Here is a 16,064-nt window from a genome sequence, read left to right on the forward strand (position 1 = left end):
CACCCCCGAGACACCGGCACATCAGTCCGTGAACCGGAACGTCGACGTGATCGCGTCGAAGATGTCGAAGAAGGAGTCCGCGAGGTCGAGGACCTGGCTGCTGCCGGCGACCAGGGCGACCTTGCCCTCCTGGCCCGGGACCGGGATGTAGGTCTGCATCAGGACGGCTCGGATGGTGCGGTTGAGCGCGTCACCGGGGACCTCGACGTCCTCGATGCCGTGGGTGCGGGCGGCCGGGCCGACTCCCGGGATGTCGACCGTCGTGACCTTGCGCCACGAGTCACCCTCACGCCTCGCTTCCTTCACGGCGAGCTGGCTCGCGATGACGGAAGGGTCGTTCGACAGCGGCTCGCCGCGCTCGTTGCGGCCGCCGACGAGGGAGACGGTCACCGAACCCGTGATCGGCGTGTCCCCGCCGAAGCTCTCCGCCATGCAGCCGCAGTACATCGCTCCCGACTTCCACGCGTCCGCGGCGGCCTTTTGGAGGAAGTCGACGTAGGTGTCCCGGTACTGCTCCAACTCCGGGCGCTGCCGCACCCGTTCGCTCACCATCCGGCGGATCGAGTCGACCCGCGACTCCGGCCGCACGTCGAACTCCCACCACGACTCCGGCACCTTGATCCGGAAACCGCCCCGCTCGACGGTGAGTGTCTCCATGTAGCGGGCCATGACGCCGGTCTCCCCGTTCGCTCGATCACCTGTGCGCACATCGTGCCACTACTCCTCCAGCGTCCAGAACGGTGAGTCCTTCGGAGGTGCCGGGCGGACGGGATGGGTGCCGAAGTCGATGTCCGCGTCGGCGGTCGGGTCTCCGATGGGAAGACGGTCCCGGTGGTCCGGGCTGTAGTAGGTCCCGTAGGCCCAGTACTCCGGGAGCTCGTGGCCCATCAGCCCCACACCGAAAGCAACCGACTCCCGCGTCCCGTACACCGCGTTGATCCTGGCGACCGCCTCGGCGCGGCAGATGCCGACGCGTTCCACCAGTACGTCCACCATCTCCCGGAAGTACCCGAGCATCTCGTCGTCGAGGGGCATCACAAACTCCGTGCCTGTCGTGCCGGCCGTGGGGCACGCCCCGAATTCCACGAGCCATCGCAGGCGCCTGACCTCTGCCACGAGCTGTGGTACCGCCTGCCTGGCCATGGCGATGAACGCGGTGTTCTGGTCCCAGAGTCCGTCGGCGCAGTCGACGTAGCGAGGGTGCTGGACGAGGGTGGCCGCGATCAGTTCCCGGTGGTCGAAGTCGGGCCATCGCTCGGCCCGGCCCGTGTCCGGCACCGTGCTGACCGCCACCAGGTTCATTGCGTGATCATCGTCGAGGTTCCTGACGTGCCAGGGCCCTGGGGTGGCGGACCCGCACAGTTCCTCGATCGCGTCCAGGTCGAGTTCGTCGCGCGCCGCATCTGAGGTCATGCTCCAGTGTTACGGCCCGGCAGTGGCGAACCTGCCGGGGGATGTCCCCACCCCCGCCCTCCGGCCCACCGGATGGCTCGCCCCCCGCTGCCCAAGGCACCGTAAGGGGACCGACCACACAGCAGGGGGAACCCATCCGTGCGCACCACCACCGTCACCGCCACCGCCCTCACCCTGGCCCTCGCCGCAGCCGCCACGGCGCCCGCCACGGCCGCCTCCATCTCCGGCAAGCCGGGCACCGACGGCCTCTGGCGCATGGACGGCTACGGCACCGTCCTCTCGCTCGACGGCGACACCCTTCAGGAGTTCCAGACGACATCCGTCAGCTGCCTCAAGGGTGACAGTGCCCGGCGGACCGGCCCCGGCACGTACGCGACGGCCGACGGCGCCACACTGACCGTCCGGCCCGGCCCCGGCGGGAACCGCGCCACCCTCGGCTACGACACCTCGGTCGGACACCGCTCGCTGCGGCGGATCCAGGAACTGCCGGCCGACTGCACCCGCCCCACCCCCAAGGACCCCCGCGCTGCCTTCGACGTCTTCTGGCGCTCCTTCGCCGAGAACTACCCCTTCTTCGCCGCGAAGGGCGTCGACTGGCAGGCGATGAGGGACCGATACCGGCCCGAGGTACACGCGGACACCACTCGCGAGGAACTCTTCGGCATCTTCAGCGACATGGTGCGGCCCCTCTACGACGCCCATGTCGCCGTTCGGGACGGGGATCAGGTCTTCGCCCAGGTCCGCCCGGGCACCCAACCACCCGGCGAGGCACTGGACACCAAGGTCAAGAAGTTCATCATCGAACGCGACCTCAAGAACGCCTCGTACCGCCAGGACTTCGCCAACGGCCGCATCACCTACGCCGACCTGGCCGGCCGCGGCGCCGGCCAGGGCTACCTCCGCATCTCCGGTTTCGGCGGATACGCCCGTGACGGCGCCCCCTATCCCGTCCACCTCGCCGAACTCGACAAGGCCTTGGACACGATCCTCACCACCGAGCGCACCCAGCGCCTCAAGGGCCTGATCATCGACCTGCGCATCAACGGCGGCGGGTCCGACGCCCTCGGCATCCACATCGCCGAGCGCCTCACGGACAAGCCCTACGTCGCCTACGCCAAGCGCGCCCGCAACCACCCCACCGACCCGGACCGGCACACCCGCCCCGAGCCCATACGGGTCGTACCGGCCGACGGGCCCCGCTACACCGGGCCCATCGCCGTACTGACCTCGGGCACGACCGTCAGCGCCGGTGAGACCTTCACGCAGGCCCTGATCGACCGTCCGGGCGGCACGGTCCGTGTCGGGCAGCCGACCCAGGGGGTGTTCTCCGACGTCATGCAGCGCAACCTGCCGAACGGGATGACGGCGATCCTCCCGAACGAGGAGTTCCTGAACCGGTCGGGCCGGACCTACGACGGCACCGGCATCCCGCCCCACCTGACCGAACCGGTGTTCACGAAGGAGGAGTTCGCCAAGAAGCGCGACTCGGCCTTCGACCGCGCGGTGAGCGCCCTTCGGAACGACAGCTAAACAGAGGCCACGAAGTCCGACCAGGCCTCCGGCGTGAGCGTGAGCCGGGGGCCCTGGGTGGCGTGCTTGGAGTCGCGGACGTGGATGGTGTGGGGTGCTATCGCGATCTCGACGCAGGAGTTGCCATCAGGGCCGTCGCTGTAACTGCTTTTGAACCAGCCCAGTTCAGAGACGTCCTCGGCGGAAGCCTTGCGGATCATGTTTCTCCCAGCACTTGCTCGATGAAGGCCAGCGACTCCCCCGGCGTAAGAGCCTGCGCCCGGATGGTGCCATATCGCAGCTCAAGGATCCGCAGGTGCTTCGGATCGGATGTGGGCCGCCCGCTGAACGCGCCGTCGGAGCGACCGACCGCAGCGCCGTCGGAGAACTTCAGCACCTCGATCCTGCCGTCCAGCCCAGGATGGGCTCCCGAGCTCATCCGCATCACCTGAAGCGTGACGTTACGCAAGCGGGCCACCCCCAGCAGGTGTTCGAGCTGCTGACGCCACACCATTGTGCCTCCAACCCGTCGGCGCAGCGTCGCCTCTTCCAGGACGAAGCTGAGCGCCGGAGCAGGAGAGCGCCCGAAGATCGCCTTCCTCGCCATGCGCGCGGCGACCAGGTGCTCCACCTCATCCTCCGAGTACGGCGGCTGCCACGCCTCGAACAACGCTCGGGCGTGCTCCGGCGTCTGCAACAGCCCATGGATGCTCAGCCCGACGTACACCCCCAGCTCAACTGCTTTGGCCTCCAACTGTGCGAGCGCCCGCACGCTCTTGGGGTACCGAACCCTCTTCACGTCCTCCCAAGCCGCCGCGATCAGCCCACCCGCCCCCAGCACCTCATCGGCCCTGACCAGATAGTCCTGCCGAGGGATCCGCTTCCCGCCCTCGATCTTGTAGACCATGTCCTCGCCGTACCCCACCGCCGCCCCGAACTCCGCGGCCCGCATCCCCACCGCCTCACGCCGCAGCTTCAACTGCCGCCCGACGGTCGCGATGACCGCGACACCCCACTCGTCGTCGGGATCGACCTCCCAACCCGGCTCGTCCGCCTCACCCTTGAGCCGCCCCGAGTCCGCCTCGACCGCCGTCATCCCGCACCCTTCCGCCGTCGTACGACCGTGCCCGGCGCCCTACCCGTACGCCCGGCCCCGACAGCCCGGACAACGCCGGACAAGCTCCGGACAGTCACCGTACGCACCCGCCGAGTCACTGTTCACGGTAAGCGCGGACAGCCACGCTGAGTGACGTGAAACAGAACTCCCCAGAACTCGGCACCTCCGTCCGCAACTTCGGCCTCCAGCTCTCCGCCACCCCGCGCGGCGCCCGGCTGGCCCGGCTCCTCGCCGCCGAACAACTGCGCTCGTGGGGACTGCCACTGGACCCGGCAAGGCAGGTCGTCGCGGAACTCTCGGCCAACGCGGCGACACACGGCCGAACCCCCGGCCGCGACTTTCGCCTGCTCCTTTACGTCGTCGCCGCCACCCTCCGCATCGAGGTGACGGACACCCGCGCAGACCGCCTGCCGACAGCCCGCCCCGGCCTGGGTCTCCTCCTGGTCGACGCTCTCGCCGATCGCTGGGGCGTCACCCGGGGACTGCCGCCCCGCAAGACCGTCTGGGCCGAAATCGACCTCGCGCCGGAACCCGAAAGTGCGTGCTCCGGCGGTACCGGCGCCTTCCCCCAAGGACCACAAGGGTGAAAGAACCCACCCAAACCCCACCCCTCCTCCCAGCCGCAGGGCTGCCTCACCCTCGCGGGTGAACATCAGCAACTCAGCTGGATTCGGGGGTCCTTGCCTGCCCTACGCTCAGCGCAACACGTCACGACACAACCGCAGACATGCGACGGCCCCCGCCGGGACGGGCAATCCCAAGGCGAGGGCCTGACCACCGAGGAAGAAGAGACCTTCCTGATGGATACGCAGAACCCTAACGTGCCCACGCACGCCCACACCCGGGTTGCCGGAAAGAAGCACCCGAACCGGCCCCCGCACGCCGGGGGCCTGACGCACGACAACACCCGCCACACCACCCGCTTCACGGTGATCGGCAACCACCTGGCCCAGCACCCGGAGCTGTCACTGCTCGCGATCGGGCTCTCGGTCCACATCCAGTCGCTCCCGGCAGGCTCCCGCATCGACATCAAGTCCCTGGCGGCCCGTTTCCCGGAGGGCACGACCCGCATCGCAGCCGCCCTACGGGAGCTGGAAGCCCACGGCTACCTGCGCCGCACGCGCGAACGCGTCCCGGACGGCCGGATCATCACCCGCACGACCTCCTGCAACCAGCCGGGCCACAGCCGTACGGACACCCCGCGCCCGGCCCCGGGAAAGCGGACGAGGCAGCCCGGCGGCAAACCCCTCCCCGCGGTACCGCGCCCGGCCTGCCCCGCCCCCGCCCTCCTTCAACAGGCCACGGACCTCCTCAGCCGGCTCCGCCGCGACGACCCCCGTCTCCTCCTCTCCACGAGCGACACCGCCCACCTCGCCCCGGGGGTCGCCGCCTGGCTCGAACGAGACGTCACCTCGGCCGCCGTACGGCACGCCCTGACGACGGACCTCCCGCCGGGGCCCCTGCACCGCCCGGCCGCCCTCCTCGCCCACCGCCTCACAGCCCAACTCCCGCCACCGCCGCCCTTCGGGGCACGGCAGGCGCCACCGCCGCCGACCCGGCACCCCCTCCAGACCTGCGACGGCTGCGACCGCGCCTTCCGCGCCCCGGAACCCGGCCACTGCCGCGACTGCCGCTCCGACCGTGCCAAGCTGCTGGAAACCGCATGAACGGAACAACTGCGCCCAGGTCTCCCCGCTCCTCTGCCGTCGGGGCGGGATAGCCTGGGTGGGGCACTTCCTGGAGGTGGACACGATGAGCACGCAGGCCGACCACGGACACGAGCTGATCCCCCGCCCCCAGCACACTCCTGATGCCCTGCGGACAGCTCTCGCTTCCGTGGATCCGGCTCGTCTGGAAGAGATGCAGGCCAGCAAGGACGACGCCTTCGCGAAGGCGGTCGAGTGGCAGTCCTTGAGCCCTGTGCAGAGTTGGGTGCTGGCCTGGGCCCGGGACATCGAGATCGCACGTCGTCCCGACCTGTCCACCCGGTACGCCCGCGCGAAGGACAACCTGGAACACGAGGACCCCGCCCTCGCCCAGGAGGCCTTGCGCGAGCTGAGCGCCGTCCTGGACGAAGCCATGAAGGCCGTCCGGGAGTGAGCTGGAAATGGGAGTACGCCTTCGGGGCCGAGCAAGCGGCCCGAACCGCTCCCATCAACTTCCTCGCTGAGGTGGAAAGCAAGGCGGAAGAGCTGGTCAGAGCAGCTGAAGCACTGCACATCCACGGACGCGCCTACGACGGCACCGACCCGAGCGGCGGCAACATCATCGTCCCCGGCGGCATGTTCACGTATCAGGTCGTCGTCCGCAGCGAGCGGATCTACGTCGTCCAGATCACGTACCTGGGCTTCTGACTCGCCACACGAAACGCAGCTCGCCGGCGCCCGTTGCAGGACAACGCAAAAGGGCCCGCACGACCGAAGTCGTGCGGGCCCCTTCGAGCCACTCAGGTCAGTGGACCCTCAAGCCAGTCCGAGGACTTACTTGTTGATCTTGGTGACCTGGCCGGCGCCCACGGTCCGGCCACCCTCACGGATGGCGAACTTCAGGCCCTCCTCCATGGCGACGGGCTGGATGAGCTCCACCTTCATCTCGGTGTTGTCACCCGGCATGACCATCTCGGTGCCCTCGGGGAGGGTCACCACGCCGGTCACGTCCGTCGTACGGAAGTAGAACTGCGGGCGGTAGTTGTTGAAGAACGGCGTGTGGCGGCCACCCTCGTCCTTGGACAGGATGTAGGCCTGCGCCTCGAACTCGGTGTGCGGGGTGACCGAGCCCGGCTTGATGATGACCTGGCCGCGCTCGACGTCCTCGCGCTTGATGCCACGGAGGAGCAGACCGACGTTCTCACCGGCCTGGCCCTCGTCGAGCAGCTTGCGGAACATCTCGATGCCGGTGACCGTGGTGGTGGTCTTCTCCTGCTTGATGCCCACGATGTCAACGGTCTCGTTGACCTTGAGGACACCACGCTCGATACGACCGGTGACGACGGTGCCACGACCGGTGATCGTGAAGACGTCCTCGATCGGCATCAGGAACGGCTTGTCGACGTCACGCTCGGGCTGCGGGATGTTCTCGTCGACGGCCTTCATCAGCTCGAGGACGGAGTTGCCCCACTCCTTGTCGCCCTCGAGGGCCTTGAGCGCCGAGACCTTGACGACCGGCAGGTCGTCGCCCGGGAACTCGTACTCGGAGAGGAGCTCACGGACCTCGAGCTCGACGAGCTCCAGGATCTCCTCGTCGTCCACCATGTCGGCCTTGTTCAGGGCGACGACGATGTACGGAACGCCGACCTGGCGGGCCAGGAGCACGTGCTCCTTGGTCTGCGGCATCGGGCCGTCGGTGGCGGCGACCACGAGGATGGCGCCGTCCATCTGCGCCGCACCCGTGATCATGTTCTTGATGTAGTCCGCGTGACCGGGGCAGTCGACGTGGGCGTAGTGACGCGTCTCGGTCTGGTACTCGACGTGCGCGATGGAGATGGTGATACCGCGCTGGCGCTCCTCAGGAGCCTTGTCGATCTGGTCGAAGGCCGAGGCCTCGTTCAGGTCCGGGTACGCGTCGTGCAGCACCTTGGTAATGGCGGCCGTGAGGGTCGTCTTACCGTGGTCGATGTGACCGATGGTGCCGATGTTGACGTGCGGCTTAGTCCGCTCGAACTTCGCCTTCGCCACGGGGTTCCTCCTGGGAGTGGTTCTGGTACGCCTTACTTCATCGGCGCCAGGTGATCTTTGCTGGAAAGCCCGGGCCTCGGGGCACTCTCACCACGATTGCGGCGGAATGCCCCTCGAGCACCGGAGTCAAGCCTACGGCGTGTAGACGCGGTGCGTTACTCGCCCTTGGCCTTCGCGATGATCTCCTCGGCGACGTTCCGGGGAACCTCGGCGTAGGAGTCGAACTGCATCGAGTAGCTTGCGCGACCCGACGTCTTGCTGCGGAGGTCTCCGACGTAGCCGAACATCTCCGAGAGGGGCACGAGGCCCTTCACGACGCGGGCACCGGCCCGCTCCTCCATGGCCTGGATCTGACCACGGCGGGAGTTGATGTCGCCGATGACCTCACCCATGTAGTCCTCGGGCGTGGTGACCTCGACGGCCATCATCGGCTCGAGCAGCACGGGGCTGGCCTTGCGCGCGGCCTCCTTGAAGGCCTGCGAACCGGCGATCTTGAACGCCAGCTCGGAGGAGTCGACCTCGTGGTAGCCACCGTCGATCAGGGTGACGCGCACGCCGGTCATCTCGTAGCCGGCGAGGATGCCGAACTGCATGGCCTCCTGCGCACCGGCGTCGACCGAAGGGATGTACTCCTTCGGGATACGACCACCGGTCACCTTGTTCACGAACTCGTACGAGGCGTCGCCGCCCTCGATCGGCTCGATCGCGATCTGCACCTTGGCGAACTGACCGGTACCACCGGTCTGCTTCTTGTGGGTGTAGTCCACGCGCTCGACGGCCTTGCGGATCGTCTCACGGTAGGCGACCTGCGGCTTGCCGACGTTGGCCTCGACCTTGAACTCACGGCGCATGCGGTCGACCAGCACCTCGAGGTGCAGCTCGCCCATACCGCCGATGATGGTCTGGCCCGTCTCCTCGTCCGAGTGGACCTGGAACGACGGGTCCTCCTCGGCGAGGCGCTGGATCGCGACGCCCAGCTTCTCCTGGTCGCCCTTCGACTTGGGCTCGATGGCGACCTGGATGACCGGCGCCGGGAAGTCCATGGACTCCAGGATGACCGGGTTCTTGTCGTCGGACAGCGTCTCACCCGTGGTGGTCTGCTTCAGACCCATCACGGCGACGATGTCGCCGGCGCCCACCGACTCGATCTCCTCACGCTTGTTCGCGTGCATGCGGTAGATCTTGCCGATGCGCTCCTTCTTGCCCTTCACCGAGTTCAGCACGGCGGTGCCGGACAGCAGGCGGCCGGAGTACACGCGGACGAAGGTGAGCTTGCCGAGGTGCGGGTCGCTCATGATCTTGAACGCCAGCGCGGCGAGGGGCTCGTCCTCCGACGGCTTGCGCGCGATGACCTGCTCCGGGTCCTTGACGTCGTGGCCCTCGATGGCCTCGACGTCGAGCGGAGTGGGCAGGTAGCGCACGACCGCGTCGAGCAGAGGCTGAACGCCCTTGTTCTTGAACGCGGTGCCGCAGAACACGGGAGTGACGGTGGTGCCGCCGCTCTTGCCGGACGCGATGGTGATACGACGGATCGCGGCGTAGAGCTGCTCCACGGTGGGCTCGGTGCCCTCCAGGTACAGCTCCATCAGCTCTTCGTCGTTCTCGGCGACGGCCTCGAGCAGCTTGCCGCGGTACTCCTCGGCAGCCTCGGCGTGGGTGTCCGGGATGTCGACGGTGTCGTACATCTCGCCCTTAGTCGCCTCGGCCGACCAGACCAGGGCCTTCATCGTCACGAGGTCGATGACGCCCTTGAAGTCCGCCTCGGCACCGATCGGCAGCTGCATGACCAGCGGCTGGGCGCCCAGGCGGTCCGAGATCATGTCCACGCAGCGGTGGAACTCGGCGCCGGTACGGTCCAGCTTGTTCACGAAGCAGATGCGGGGCACGCCGTAACGGTCGGCCTGACGCCACACCGTCTCGGACTGCGGCTCGACACCGGCGACGCCGTCGAACACCGTCACGGCACCGTCGAGCACGCGCAGGGAGCGCTCCACCTCGACGGTGAAGTCGACGTGACCCGGGGTGTCGATGATGTTGATGGTGTAGTCGTCGTCCTCGAGCGGCCAGTGACAGGTGGTCGCAGCAGACGTGATCGTGATGCCACGCTCCTGCTCCTGCTCCATCCAGTCCATGGTGGCAGCGCCGTCGTGGACCTCACCGATCTTGTAAGACACACCGGTGTAGAACAGGATCCGCTCGGTGGTGGTCGTCTTGCCCGCGTCGATGTGGGCCATGATCCCGATGTTGCGGACCTTGGCCAGGTCAAGTGAAGTGGTAGCCATAAGGCTTCAGTCTTCTCTCGGTCTCGATGTGGGTAGCGACTACCAGCGGTAGTGCGCGAAGGCCTTGTTGGACTCGGCCATCTTGTGGGTGTCCTCGCGCTTCTTCACAGCGGCACCGAGGCCGTTGGAGGCGTCGAGAAGCTCGTTGAGCAGGCGCTCGGTCATCGTCTTCTCACGGCGGGCGCGGGAGTAGCCGACCAGCCAGCGCAGCGCGAGCGTGTTGGCGCGACCGGGCTTGACCTCGATCGGAACCTGGTACGTCGCACCACCGACACGGCGGGACTTGACCTCGAGGGTCGGCTTGATGTTCTCCAGCGCGCGCTTCAGCGTGATGATCGGGTCGTTGCCCGTCTTCTCACGCAGACCCTCCATGGCGCCGTAGACGATGCGCTCGGCGGTGGAGCGCTTGCCGTTCAGCAGCACCTTGTTGATGAGCGACGTCACCAGAGGAGAACCGTAGACCGGGTCGATGATGACCGGGCGCTTCGGGGCGGGGCCCTTACGAGGCATTCTTACTTCTCCTTCTTGGCGCCGTAGCGGGAACGGGCCTGCTTGCGGTTCTTGACACCCTGGGTGTCGAGGGAGCCACGGATGATCTTGTAACGAACACCCGGCAGGTCCTTCACACGGCCGCCGCGCACGAGCACGATGGAGTGCTCCTGCAGGTTGTGTCCCTCACCCGGAATGTAAGCGGTGACCTCGATCCCGCTGGTCAGACGCACACGCGCGACCTTACGCAGGGCCGAGTTCGGCTTCTTCGGGGTGGTCGTGAACACACGCGTGCAGACGCCCCGGCGCTGAGGGGAACCCTCGAGTGCGGGCGTCTTGTTCTTCTCGACCTTGTCCTGCCGGCCCTTCCGGACCAGCTGCTGGATCGTAGGCACTACTTCTCCGGTTTCTGTGTGCCGAATGGTGAAGCTAACCTGGAACATCTCCGACCCACGCGGTCGGGTGTGTCGAACCCGCGGACTTCCGCCGCGAGGCAGAAACAGCGCAGATTACGGTGGCCGGTGTCGGCTCGCCGTGCGGTTCATGGCACACACGCGAGCCAGGGCACACCCCAGGCACAAGGTCTGAGCGTACCTATCGCATTCGCTGCGGTCAAAACAAATGGGCACCGCCCGCACCGCCATGCGGGACATGTCAAGCCCCCGGGCCGTTGTCGATCTTCAATTCGACGGCGACTGTCCGTTTTGCATACCTTCACGATGCTACGACGGACACCACCGTGAGCAACACCAGAACGAGTGCCCAGCCGGCCGTGGACAACCACCCGAGCACCAGACCGGTCAGCGCGAGCCCGTCCCCCAGCTCGCCCCGGCTGCGGATCTCCGCCCGGGCCACATGCCCCAGCACGACCGCCGGGATGCCGGTGAGCCCCATGGTCGGCACGCACAGCAGCCCGCACACCCCGGCCGCGACGGCCTTCCCATTCGTCCGCGCCCGCGGCACCGGCATGAACGTCGTCGGCACGGGCACGACCGAGGCCGGCTGCGGCAGCGGCCCCTGCGGCAGATCCGCGACGAGCAGCGCCAGCTCCCCCACGGTCCGCGCCGCATACGCCCGCCCGCCCCGCTTCTCGAACTCGTCCCGCTCCATCCGCCCCTCGCCGTACCCGGCTCTGAGCACGTCCACGGCCCGCTCCCGATCGGCGTGCGACGCGAGCATCGAGGGCGCACCAGAACCCTGCCAGGGCTGCCAGGGATGCCAGGACGGATAGTGCGGCTGCGACACGGAGCACCTCCCCGGGTGCCGGAGTCCTTCCATGATGCGCCGAAGCGGAGGTTCCGGCACCGGTGCGTGGAGGCGGGGCGCCGCGTGTCGGCCAGAAAGCCGACAGAGGCGCTCCCGCCCGCAGACGCGACTCGGCTCCGCCGCCGCGTCCGCACGCCCGCAGAGGCCCGGTGAGACGGTTTCGAGGCCCTACCGGCCAGGGTCCCCCGGCACCGGGAACGCCGAAGGGCGGCCACCCCGCAGGATGACCGCCCTTCGGCTCAAGCGACTCGCTTACTGGTTGTACGGACCGTAGTCGTAGTCCTCCAGCGGAACGGCCTGGCCGGAGCCCGTGCCGAACGGCGAGTAGTCGATGTCGTCGTAGCCGACGGCCGAGTACATCGCGGCCTTGGCCTCCTCGGTCGGCTCGACCCGGATGTTGCGGTAGCGGGACAGACCCGTACCGGCCGGGATGAGCTTACCGATGATGACGTTCTCCTTCAGGCCGATGAGGCTGTCGGACTTGGCGTTGATCGCCGCGTCCGTCAGCACTCGGGTCGTCTCCTGGAAGGAGGCGGCCGACAGCCAGGATTCCGTCGCCAGCGAGGCCTTGGTGATACCCATGAGCTGCGGACGACCCGAAGCCGGGTGACCACCCTCCTGGACCACACGACGGTTCTCGGTCTCGAACTTCGAGCGCTCGACCAGCTCGCCGGGCAGCAGCTCGGCGTCGCCCGACTCGATGATCGTCACCCGGCGCAGCATCTGCCGGATGATGATCTCGATGTGCTTGTCGTGGATCGACACACCCTGCGAGTTGTAGACCTTCTGGACCTCGCCGACCAGGTGGACCTGGACGGCACGCTGACCCAGGATGCGCAGCACGTCGTGCGGGTTGGTGGCACCCACGGTGAGCTTCTGGCCCACCTCGACGTGCTCGCCCTCGCTGACCAGGAGACGGGCACGCTTCGAGATCGGGAACGCCGTCTCGTCGCTGCCGTCGTCCGGGGTGACGACGAGCTTCTTGGTCTTCTCGGTCTCCTCGATCCGCACGCGGCCCTGGGCCTCGGAGATCGGGGCGACACCCTTCGGGGTACGGGCCTCGAAGAGCTCGACGACACGCGGCAGACCCTGGGTAATGTCGTCACCGGCCACACCACCGGTGTGGAAGGTACGCATCGTCAGCTGGGTGCCGGGCTCACCGATGGACTGGGCGGCGATGATGCCGACCGCCTCACCGATGTCGACCAGCTTGCCGGTGGCGAGCGAACGGCCGTAGCACATCGCGCAGGTGCCGACGGCGGACTCGCAGGTCAGGACCGAGCGGGTCTTGACCTCCTCGACGCCGCGCCGCACGAGCTCCTCGATGAGGACGTCGCCGAGGTCGGTACCGGCCGGGGCCAGCACCTGTCCGTCGACCACGATGTCCTCGGCGAGGCAGCGCGCGTACACGGAGGTCTCGACGTCCTCCGTCTTGATCAGCGCGCCCTCGGCGTTCCGGTCGGCGATCTTCAGACGCAGACCGCGCTCGGTGCCACAGTCCTCCTCGCGAATGATGACGTCCTGGGAGACGTCGACCAGACGACGCGTGAGGTAACCCGAGTCGGCGGTACGCAGAGCGGTGTCCGCCAGACCCTTACGGGCACCGTGCGTGGAGATGAAGTACTCCAGCACGGACAGGCCCTCACGGAAGGAGGCCTTGATGGGACGCGGGATCGTCTCGTTCTTCGCGTTCGACACCAGACCACGCATACCGGCGATCTGACGCATCTGCATCATGTTGCCTCGTGCACCCGAGTTCACCATCATGAAGATCGGGTTGGTCTTCGGGAAGTTGTCGTTCATCGCCTCGGCGACCTCGTTGGTCGCCTTGGTCCAGATCGCGATGAGCTCCTGCGTGCGCTCGTCCTTGGTGATCAGACCGCGCTCGTACTGCTTCTGGACCTTCTCGTCCTGCGCCTCGTAGCCCTTGACGATCTCCTTCTTCGCCTCGGGAACGACGACGTCGGAGATGGCCACGGTCACGCCGGAGCGGGTAGCCCAGAAGAAGCCGGACGCCTTCAGGTTGTCGAGCGTCGCCGCCACGATGACCTTGGGGTAGCGCTCGGCGAGGTCGTTGACGATCTCGGAGAGCTGCTTCTTGCCGACTTCGTAGTCGACGAACGGGTAGTCCTCGGGCAGCAGCTCGTTGAAGAGCGCACGGCCCAGGGTGGTGTTCAGCCGGAAGCTGTCACCCTGCTGCCACTCGGGCTCGCCCTCCTCACGCGCCGGCGGGGTCCAGCCACGCGGCGGGATGGTGCCGACCGGGAAGCGGACGTCGATCCTCGACTGGAGCGACAGCTCGCCCGCGTCGAAGGCCATGATCGCCTCGGCGACCGAGGCGAAGGAACGGCCCTCGCCCTTGAGGTCGCGCATCTCGCCGTCGGTGGTGAGGAAGAACAGACCGAGGACCATGTCCTGGGTCGGCATCGTCACCGGGCGGCCGTCGGCCGGCTTGAGGATGTTGTTCGAGGACAGCATCAGGATGCGGGCCTCGGCCTGCGCCTCCGCGGAGAGCGGCAGGTGGACGGCCATCTGGTCACCGTCGAAGTCCGCGTTGAACGCGGTGCAGACGAGCGGGTGGATCTGGATGGCCTTGCCCTCGACCAGCTGCGGCTCGAAGGCCTGGATGCCCAGGCGGTGCAGCGTGGGCGCACGGTTCAGCAGAACCGGGTGCTCCGCGATGACCTCTTCCAGCACGTCGTACACGACCGTGCGGCCGCGCTCGACCATGCGCTTGGCGCTCTTGATGTTCTGCGCGTGGTTCAGGTCGACCAGACGCTTCATCACGAACGGCTTGAAGAGCTCCAGCGCCATCGCCTTCGGCAGACCGCACTGGTGCAGCTTCAGCTGCGGACCGACGACGATCACGGAACGCGCGGAGTAGTCCACACGCTTACCGAGCAGGTTCTGACGGAAGCGGCCCTGCTTACCCTTCAGCATGTCGCTGAGGGACTTCAGCGGGCGGTTACCGGGACCGGTGACCGGACGACCACGGCGGCCGTTGTCGAACAGCGCGTCCACGGCCTCCTGGAGCATGCGCTTCTCGTTGTTCACGATGATCTCGGGCGCGCCGAGGTCGAGAAGCCGCTTCAGGCGGTTGTTCCGGTTGATCACACGGCGGTACAGGTCGTTCAGGTCGGAGGTCGCGAAGCGGCCACCGTCCAGCTGCACCATCGGGCGGAGGTCCGGCGGGATGACCGGCACGCAGTCGAGCACCATGCCCTTGGGGCTGTTGCTGGTCTGCAGGAACGCGGAGACGACCTTCAGGCGCTTGAGCGCACGGGTCTTCTTCTGGCCCTTGCCGGTACGGATGATCTCGCGGAGGCGCTCGGCCTCCTCGTCGAGGTCGAAGGACTCCAGGCGCTTCTGCAGCGCCGCGGCACCCATCGAGCCGTCGAAGTACGTGCCGAAGCGGTCACGCAGCTCGCGGTAGAGCAGCTCGTCGCCCTCCAGGTCCTGGACCTTGAGGTTCTTGAAGCGGTTCCACACCTCGTCGAGGCGGTCGATCTCGCGCTGCGCACGGTCACGCAGCTGCTTCATCTCGCGCTCGGCACCCTCGCGCACCTTGCGGCGCACGTCGGCCTTGGCGCCCTCGGCCTCCAGCTCGGCCAGGTCGGTCTCGCGCTGCGCACGGTCACGCAGCTGCTTCATCTCGCGCTCGGCACCCTCGCGCACCTTGCGGCGCACGTCGGCCTTGGCGCCCTCGGCCTCCAGCTCGGCCAGGTCGGTCTCGAGCTTCTTGGCGCGGGCCTCCAGGTCGGCGTCGCGACGCTGCTCGATCTGCTGGCGCTCGACGGAGACGTGGGCCTCCAGGGAGGGCAGGTCGCGCGTACGGCGCTCCTCGTCGACGTACGTGATCATGTACGCCGCGAAGTAGATGACCTTCTCGAGGTCCTTGGGGGCCAGGTCGAGCAGGTAGCCCAGACGCGACGGGACGCCCTTGAAGTACCAGATGTGGGTGACCGGCGCGGCGAGCTCGATGTGGCCCATCCGCTCACGGCGCACCTTGGCGCGGGTGACCTCGACGCCACACCGCTCACAGATGATGCCCTTGAAGCGGACACGCTTGTACTTGCCGCAGTAGCACTCCCAGTCCCGGGTCGGACCGAAGATCTTCTCGCAGAAGAGTCCGTCCTTTTCGGGCTTGAGCGTGCGGTAGTTGATCGTCTCGGGCTTCTTGACCTCGCCGTGGCTCCACTGACGGATGTCGTCAGCGGTGGCCAGACCGATCCGGAGCTCGTCGAAGAAGTTGACGTCGAGCACTATGCGTCAATCCCTCTCAGGGTTGTAAGTCATGGGGTCTGATACGGGGGT

The 16,064-nt window shown here is 67.6% G+C and carries 15 protein-coding genes; 5 read left to right on the forward strand and 10 right to left on the reverse strand.

The window, feature by feature from the left end; all coding sequences use genetic code 11:
• Positions 1 to 21 precede the first annotated feature (21 nt).
• A complete protein-coding gene (locus FDO69_RS32855; protein WP_104785493.1) occupies positions 22 to 669 on the reverse strand; it encodes a hypothetical protein in 648 nt (215 codons plus the stop codon).
• Between the two features lie 48 nt (positions 670 to 717).
• Entirely contained in the window at positions 718 to 1,413 is a 696-nt protein-coding gene (locus tag FDO69_RS42420) for a hypothetical protein (protein ID WP_234388197.1), read from the reverse strand.
• Between the two features lie 138 nt (positions 1,414 to 1,551).
• Here FDO69_RS42420 and FDO69_RS32870 point away from each other — a divergent pair, with 138 nt between their 5' ends.
• Positions 1,552 to 2,943 carry a S41 family peptidase gene (locus FDO69_RS32870; protein WP_104785496.1) on the forward strand — a complete coding sequence of 464 codons (1,392 nt, stop codon included), beginning with the start codon at positions 1,552 to 1,554 and terminating at the stop codon, positions 2,941 to 2,943.
• Here the strand turns inward: FDO69_RS32870 and FDO69_RS32875 are convergent.
• Together FDO69_RS32875 and FDO69_RS32880 are read right to left on the reverse strand one after the other, a co-directional pair.
• A complete protein-coding gene (locus FDO69_RS32875) occupies positions 2,940 to 3,143 on the reverse strand; it encodes a DUF397 domain-containing protein (RefSeq protein ID WP_104785499.1) in 204 nt (67 codons plus the stop codon). The two genes, FDO69_RS32870 and FDO69_RS32875, sit on opposite strands and share 4 nt — an antisense overlap.
• Entirely contained in the window at positions 3,140 to 4,018 is an 879-nt protein-coding gene (locus FDO69_RS32880) for a helix-turn-helix domain-containing protein (RefSeq protein WP_104785502.1), read from the reverse strand. The genes FDO69_RS32875 and FDO69_RS32880 overlap by 4 nt, the downstream gene beginning before the upstream one ends.
• Positions 4,019 to 4,173: 155 nt before the next feature.
• Here FDO69_RS32880 and FDO69_RS32885 point away from each other — a divergent pair, with 155 nt between their 5' ends.
• From FDO69_RS32885 to FDO69_RS32900, 4 genes are all read left to right on the forward strand, one after another.
• A complete protein-coding gene (locus FDO69_RS32885; RefSeq protein ID WP_104785505.1) occupies positions 4,174 to 4,626 on the forward strand; it encodes an ATP-binding protein in 453 nt (150 codons plus the stop codon).
• A gap of 213 nt (positions 4,627 to 4,839) precedes the next feature.
• Positions 4,840 to 5,706: a helix-turn-helix domain-containing protein gene (locus tag FDO69_RS32890; protein ID WP_170320976.1), complete on the forward strand. Its 867-nt coding sequence runs from the start codon at positions 4,840 to 4,842 to the stop codon at positions 5,704 to 5,706.
• A gap of 85 nt (positions 5,707 to 5,791) precedes the next feature.
• A complete protein-coding gene (locus tag FDO69_RS32895; RefSeq protein ID WP_104785771.1) occupies positions 5,792 to 6,139 on the forward strand; it encodes a hypothetical protein in 348 nt (115 codons plus the stop codon).
• Complete coding sequence (locus FDO69_RS32900) at positions 6,136 to 6,393, forward strand: hypothetical protein (protein WP_104785511.1); 258 nt, start codon at positions 6,136 to 6,138, stop codon at positions 6,391 to 6,393. Before FDO69_RS32895 ends, FDO69_RS32900 begins: the two co-directional genes overlap by 4 nt.
• Positions 6,394 to 6,519: 126 nt before the next feature.
• Here the strand turns inward: FDO69_RS32900 and tuf are convergent, their stop codons facing one another.
• The 6 genes from tuf to FDO69_RS32930 all read right to left on the reverse strand — a co-directional run bounded on the left by tuf (position 6,520) and on the right by FDO69_RS32930 (position 16,013).
• A complete protein-coding gene (tuf, locus tag FDO69_RS32905) occupies positions 6,520 to 7,713 on the reverse strand; it encodes an elongation factor Tu (RefSeq protein WP_030839706.1) in 1,194 nt (397 codons plus the stop codon).
• Positions 7,714 to 7,868: 155 nt separating this feature from the next.
• Positions 7,869 to 9,995 carry an elongation factor G gene (gene fusA / locus FDO69_RS32910; RefSeq protein WP_104785513.1) on the reverse strand — a complete coding sequence of 709 codons (2,127 nt, stop codon included), beginning with the start codon at positions 9,993 to 9,995 and terminating at the stop codon, positions 7,869 to 7,871.
• 39 nt (positions 9,996 to 10,034) lie between these two features.
• The gene (gene rpsG, locus FDO69_RS32915) at positions 10,035 to 10,505 is read right to left on the reverse strand and encodes a 30S ribosomal protein S7 (RefSeq protein ID WP_003992340.1); all 471 of its coding nucleotides are present in this window, start codon (positions 10,503 to 10,505) and stop codon (positions 10,035 to 10,037) included.
• Between the two features lie 2 nt (positions 10,506 to 10,507).
• A complete protein-coding gene (gene rpsL / locus FDO69_RS32920; RefSeq protein WP_003948652.1) occupies positions 10,508 to 10,879 on the reverse strand; it encodes a 30S ribosomal protein S12 in 372 nt (123 codons plus the stop codon).
• Between the two features lie 319 nt (positions 10,880 to 11,198).
• Positions 11,199 to 11,729, reverse strand: coding sequence for a DUF1707 and DUF4190 domain-containing protein (locus tag FDO69_RS32925; protein ID WP_104785515.1), 531 nt, complete (start codon positions 11,727 to 11,729; stop codon positions 11,199 to 11,201).
• A gap of 273 nt (positions 11,730 to 12,002) precedes the next feature.
• Positions 12,003 to 16,013 (reverse strand): DNA-directed RNA polymerase subunit beta', encoded by a 4,011-nt coding sequence (locus tag FDO69_RS32930; RefSeq protein ID WP_104785518.1) that lies wholly within the window; start codon positions 16,011 to 16,013, stop codon positions 12,003 to 12,005.
• Positions 16,014 to 16,064 lie beyond the last annotated feature (51 nt).

The organism is Streptomyces tibetensis, from assembly GCF_007655005.1.
Taxonomy (GTDB): Bacteria; Actinomycetota; Actinomycetes; order Streptomycetales; family Streptomycetaceae; genus Streptomyces; species Streptomyces tibetensis.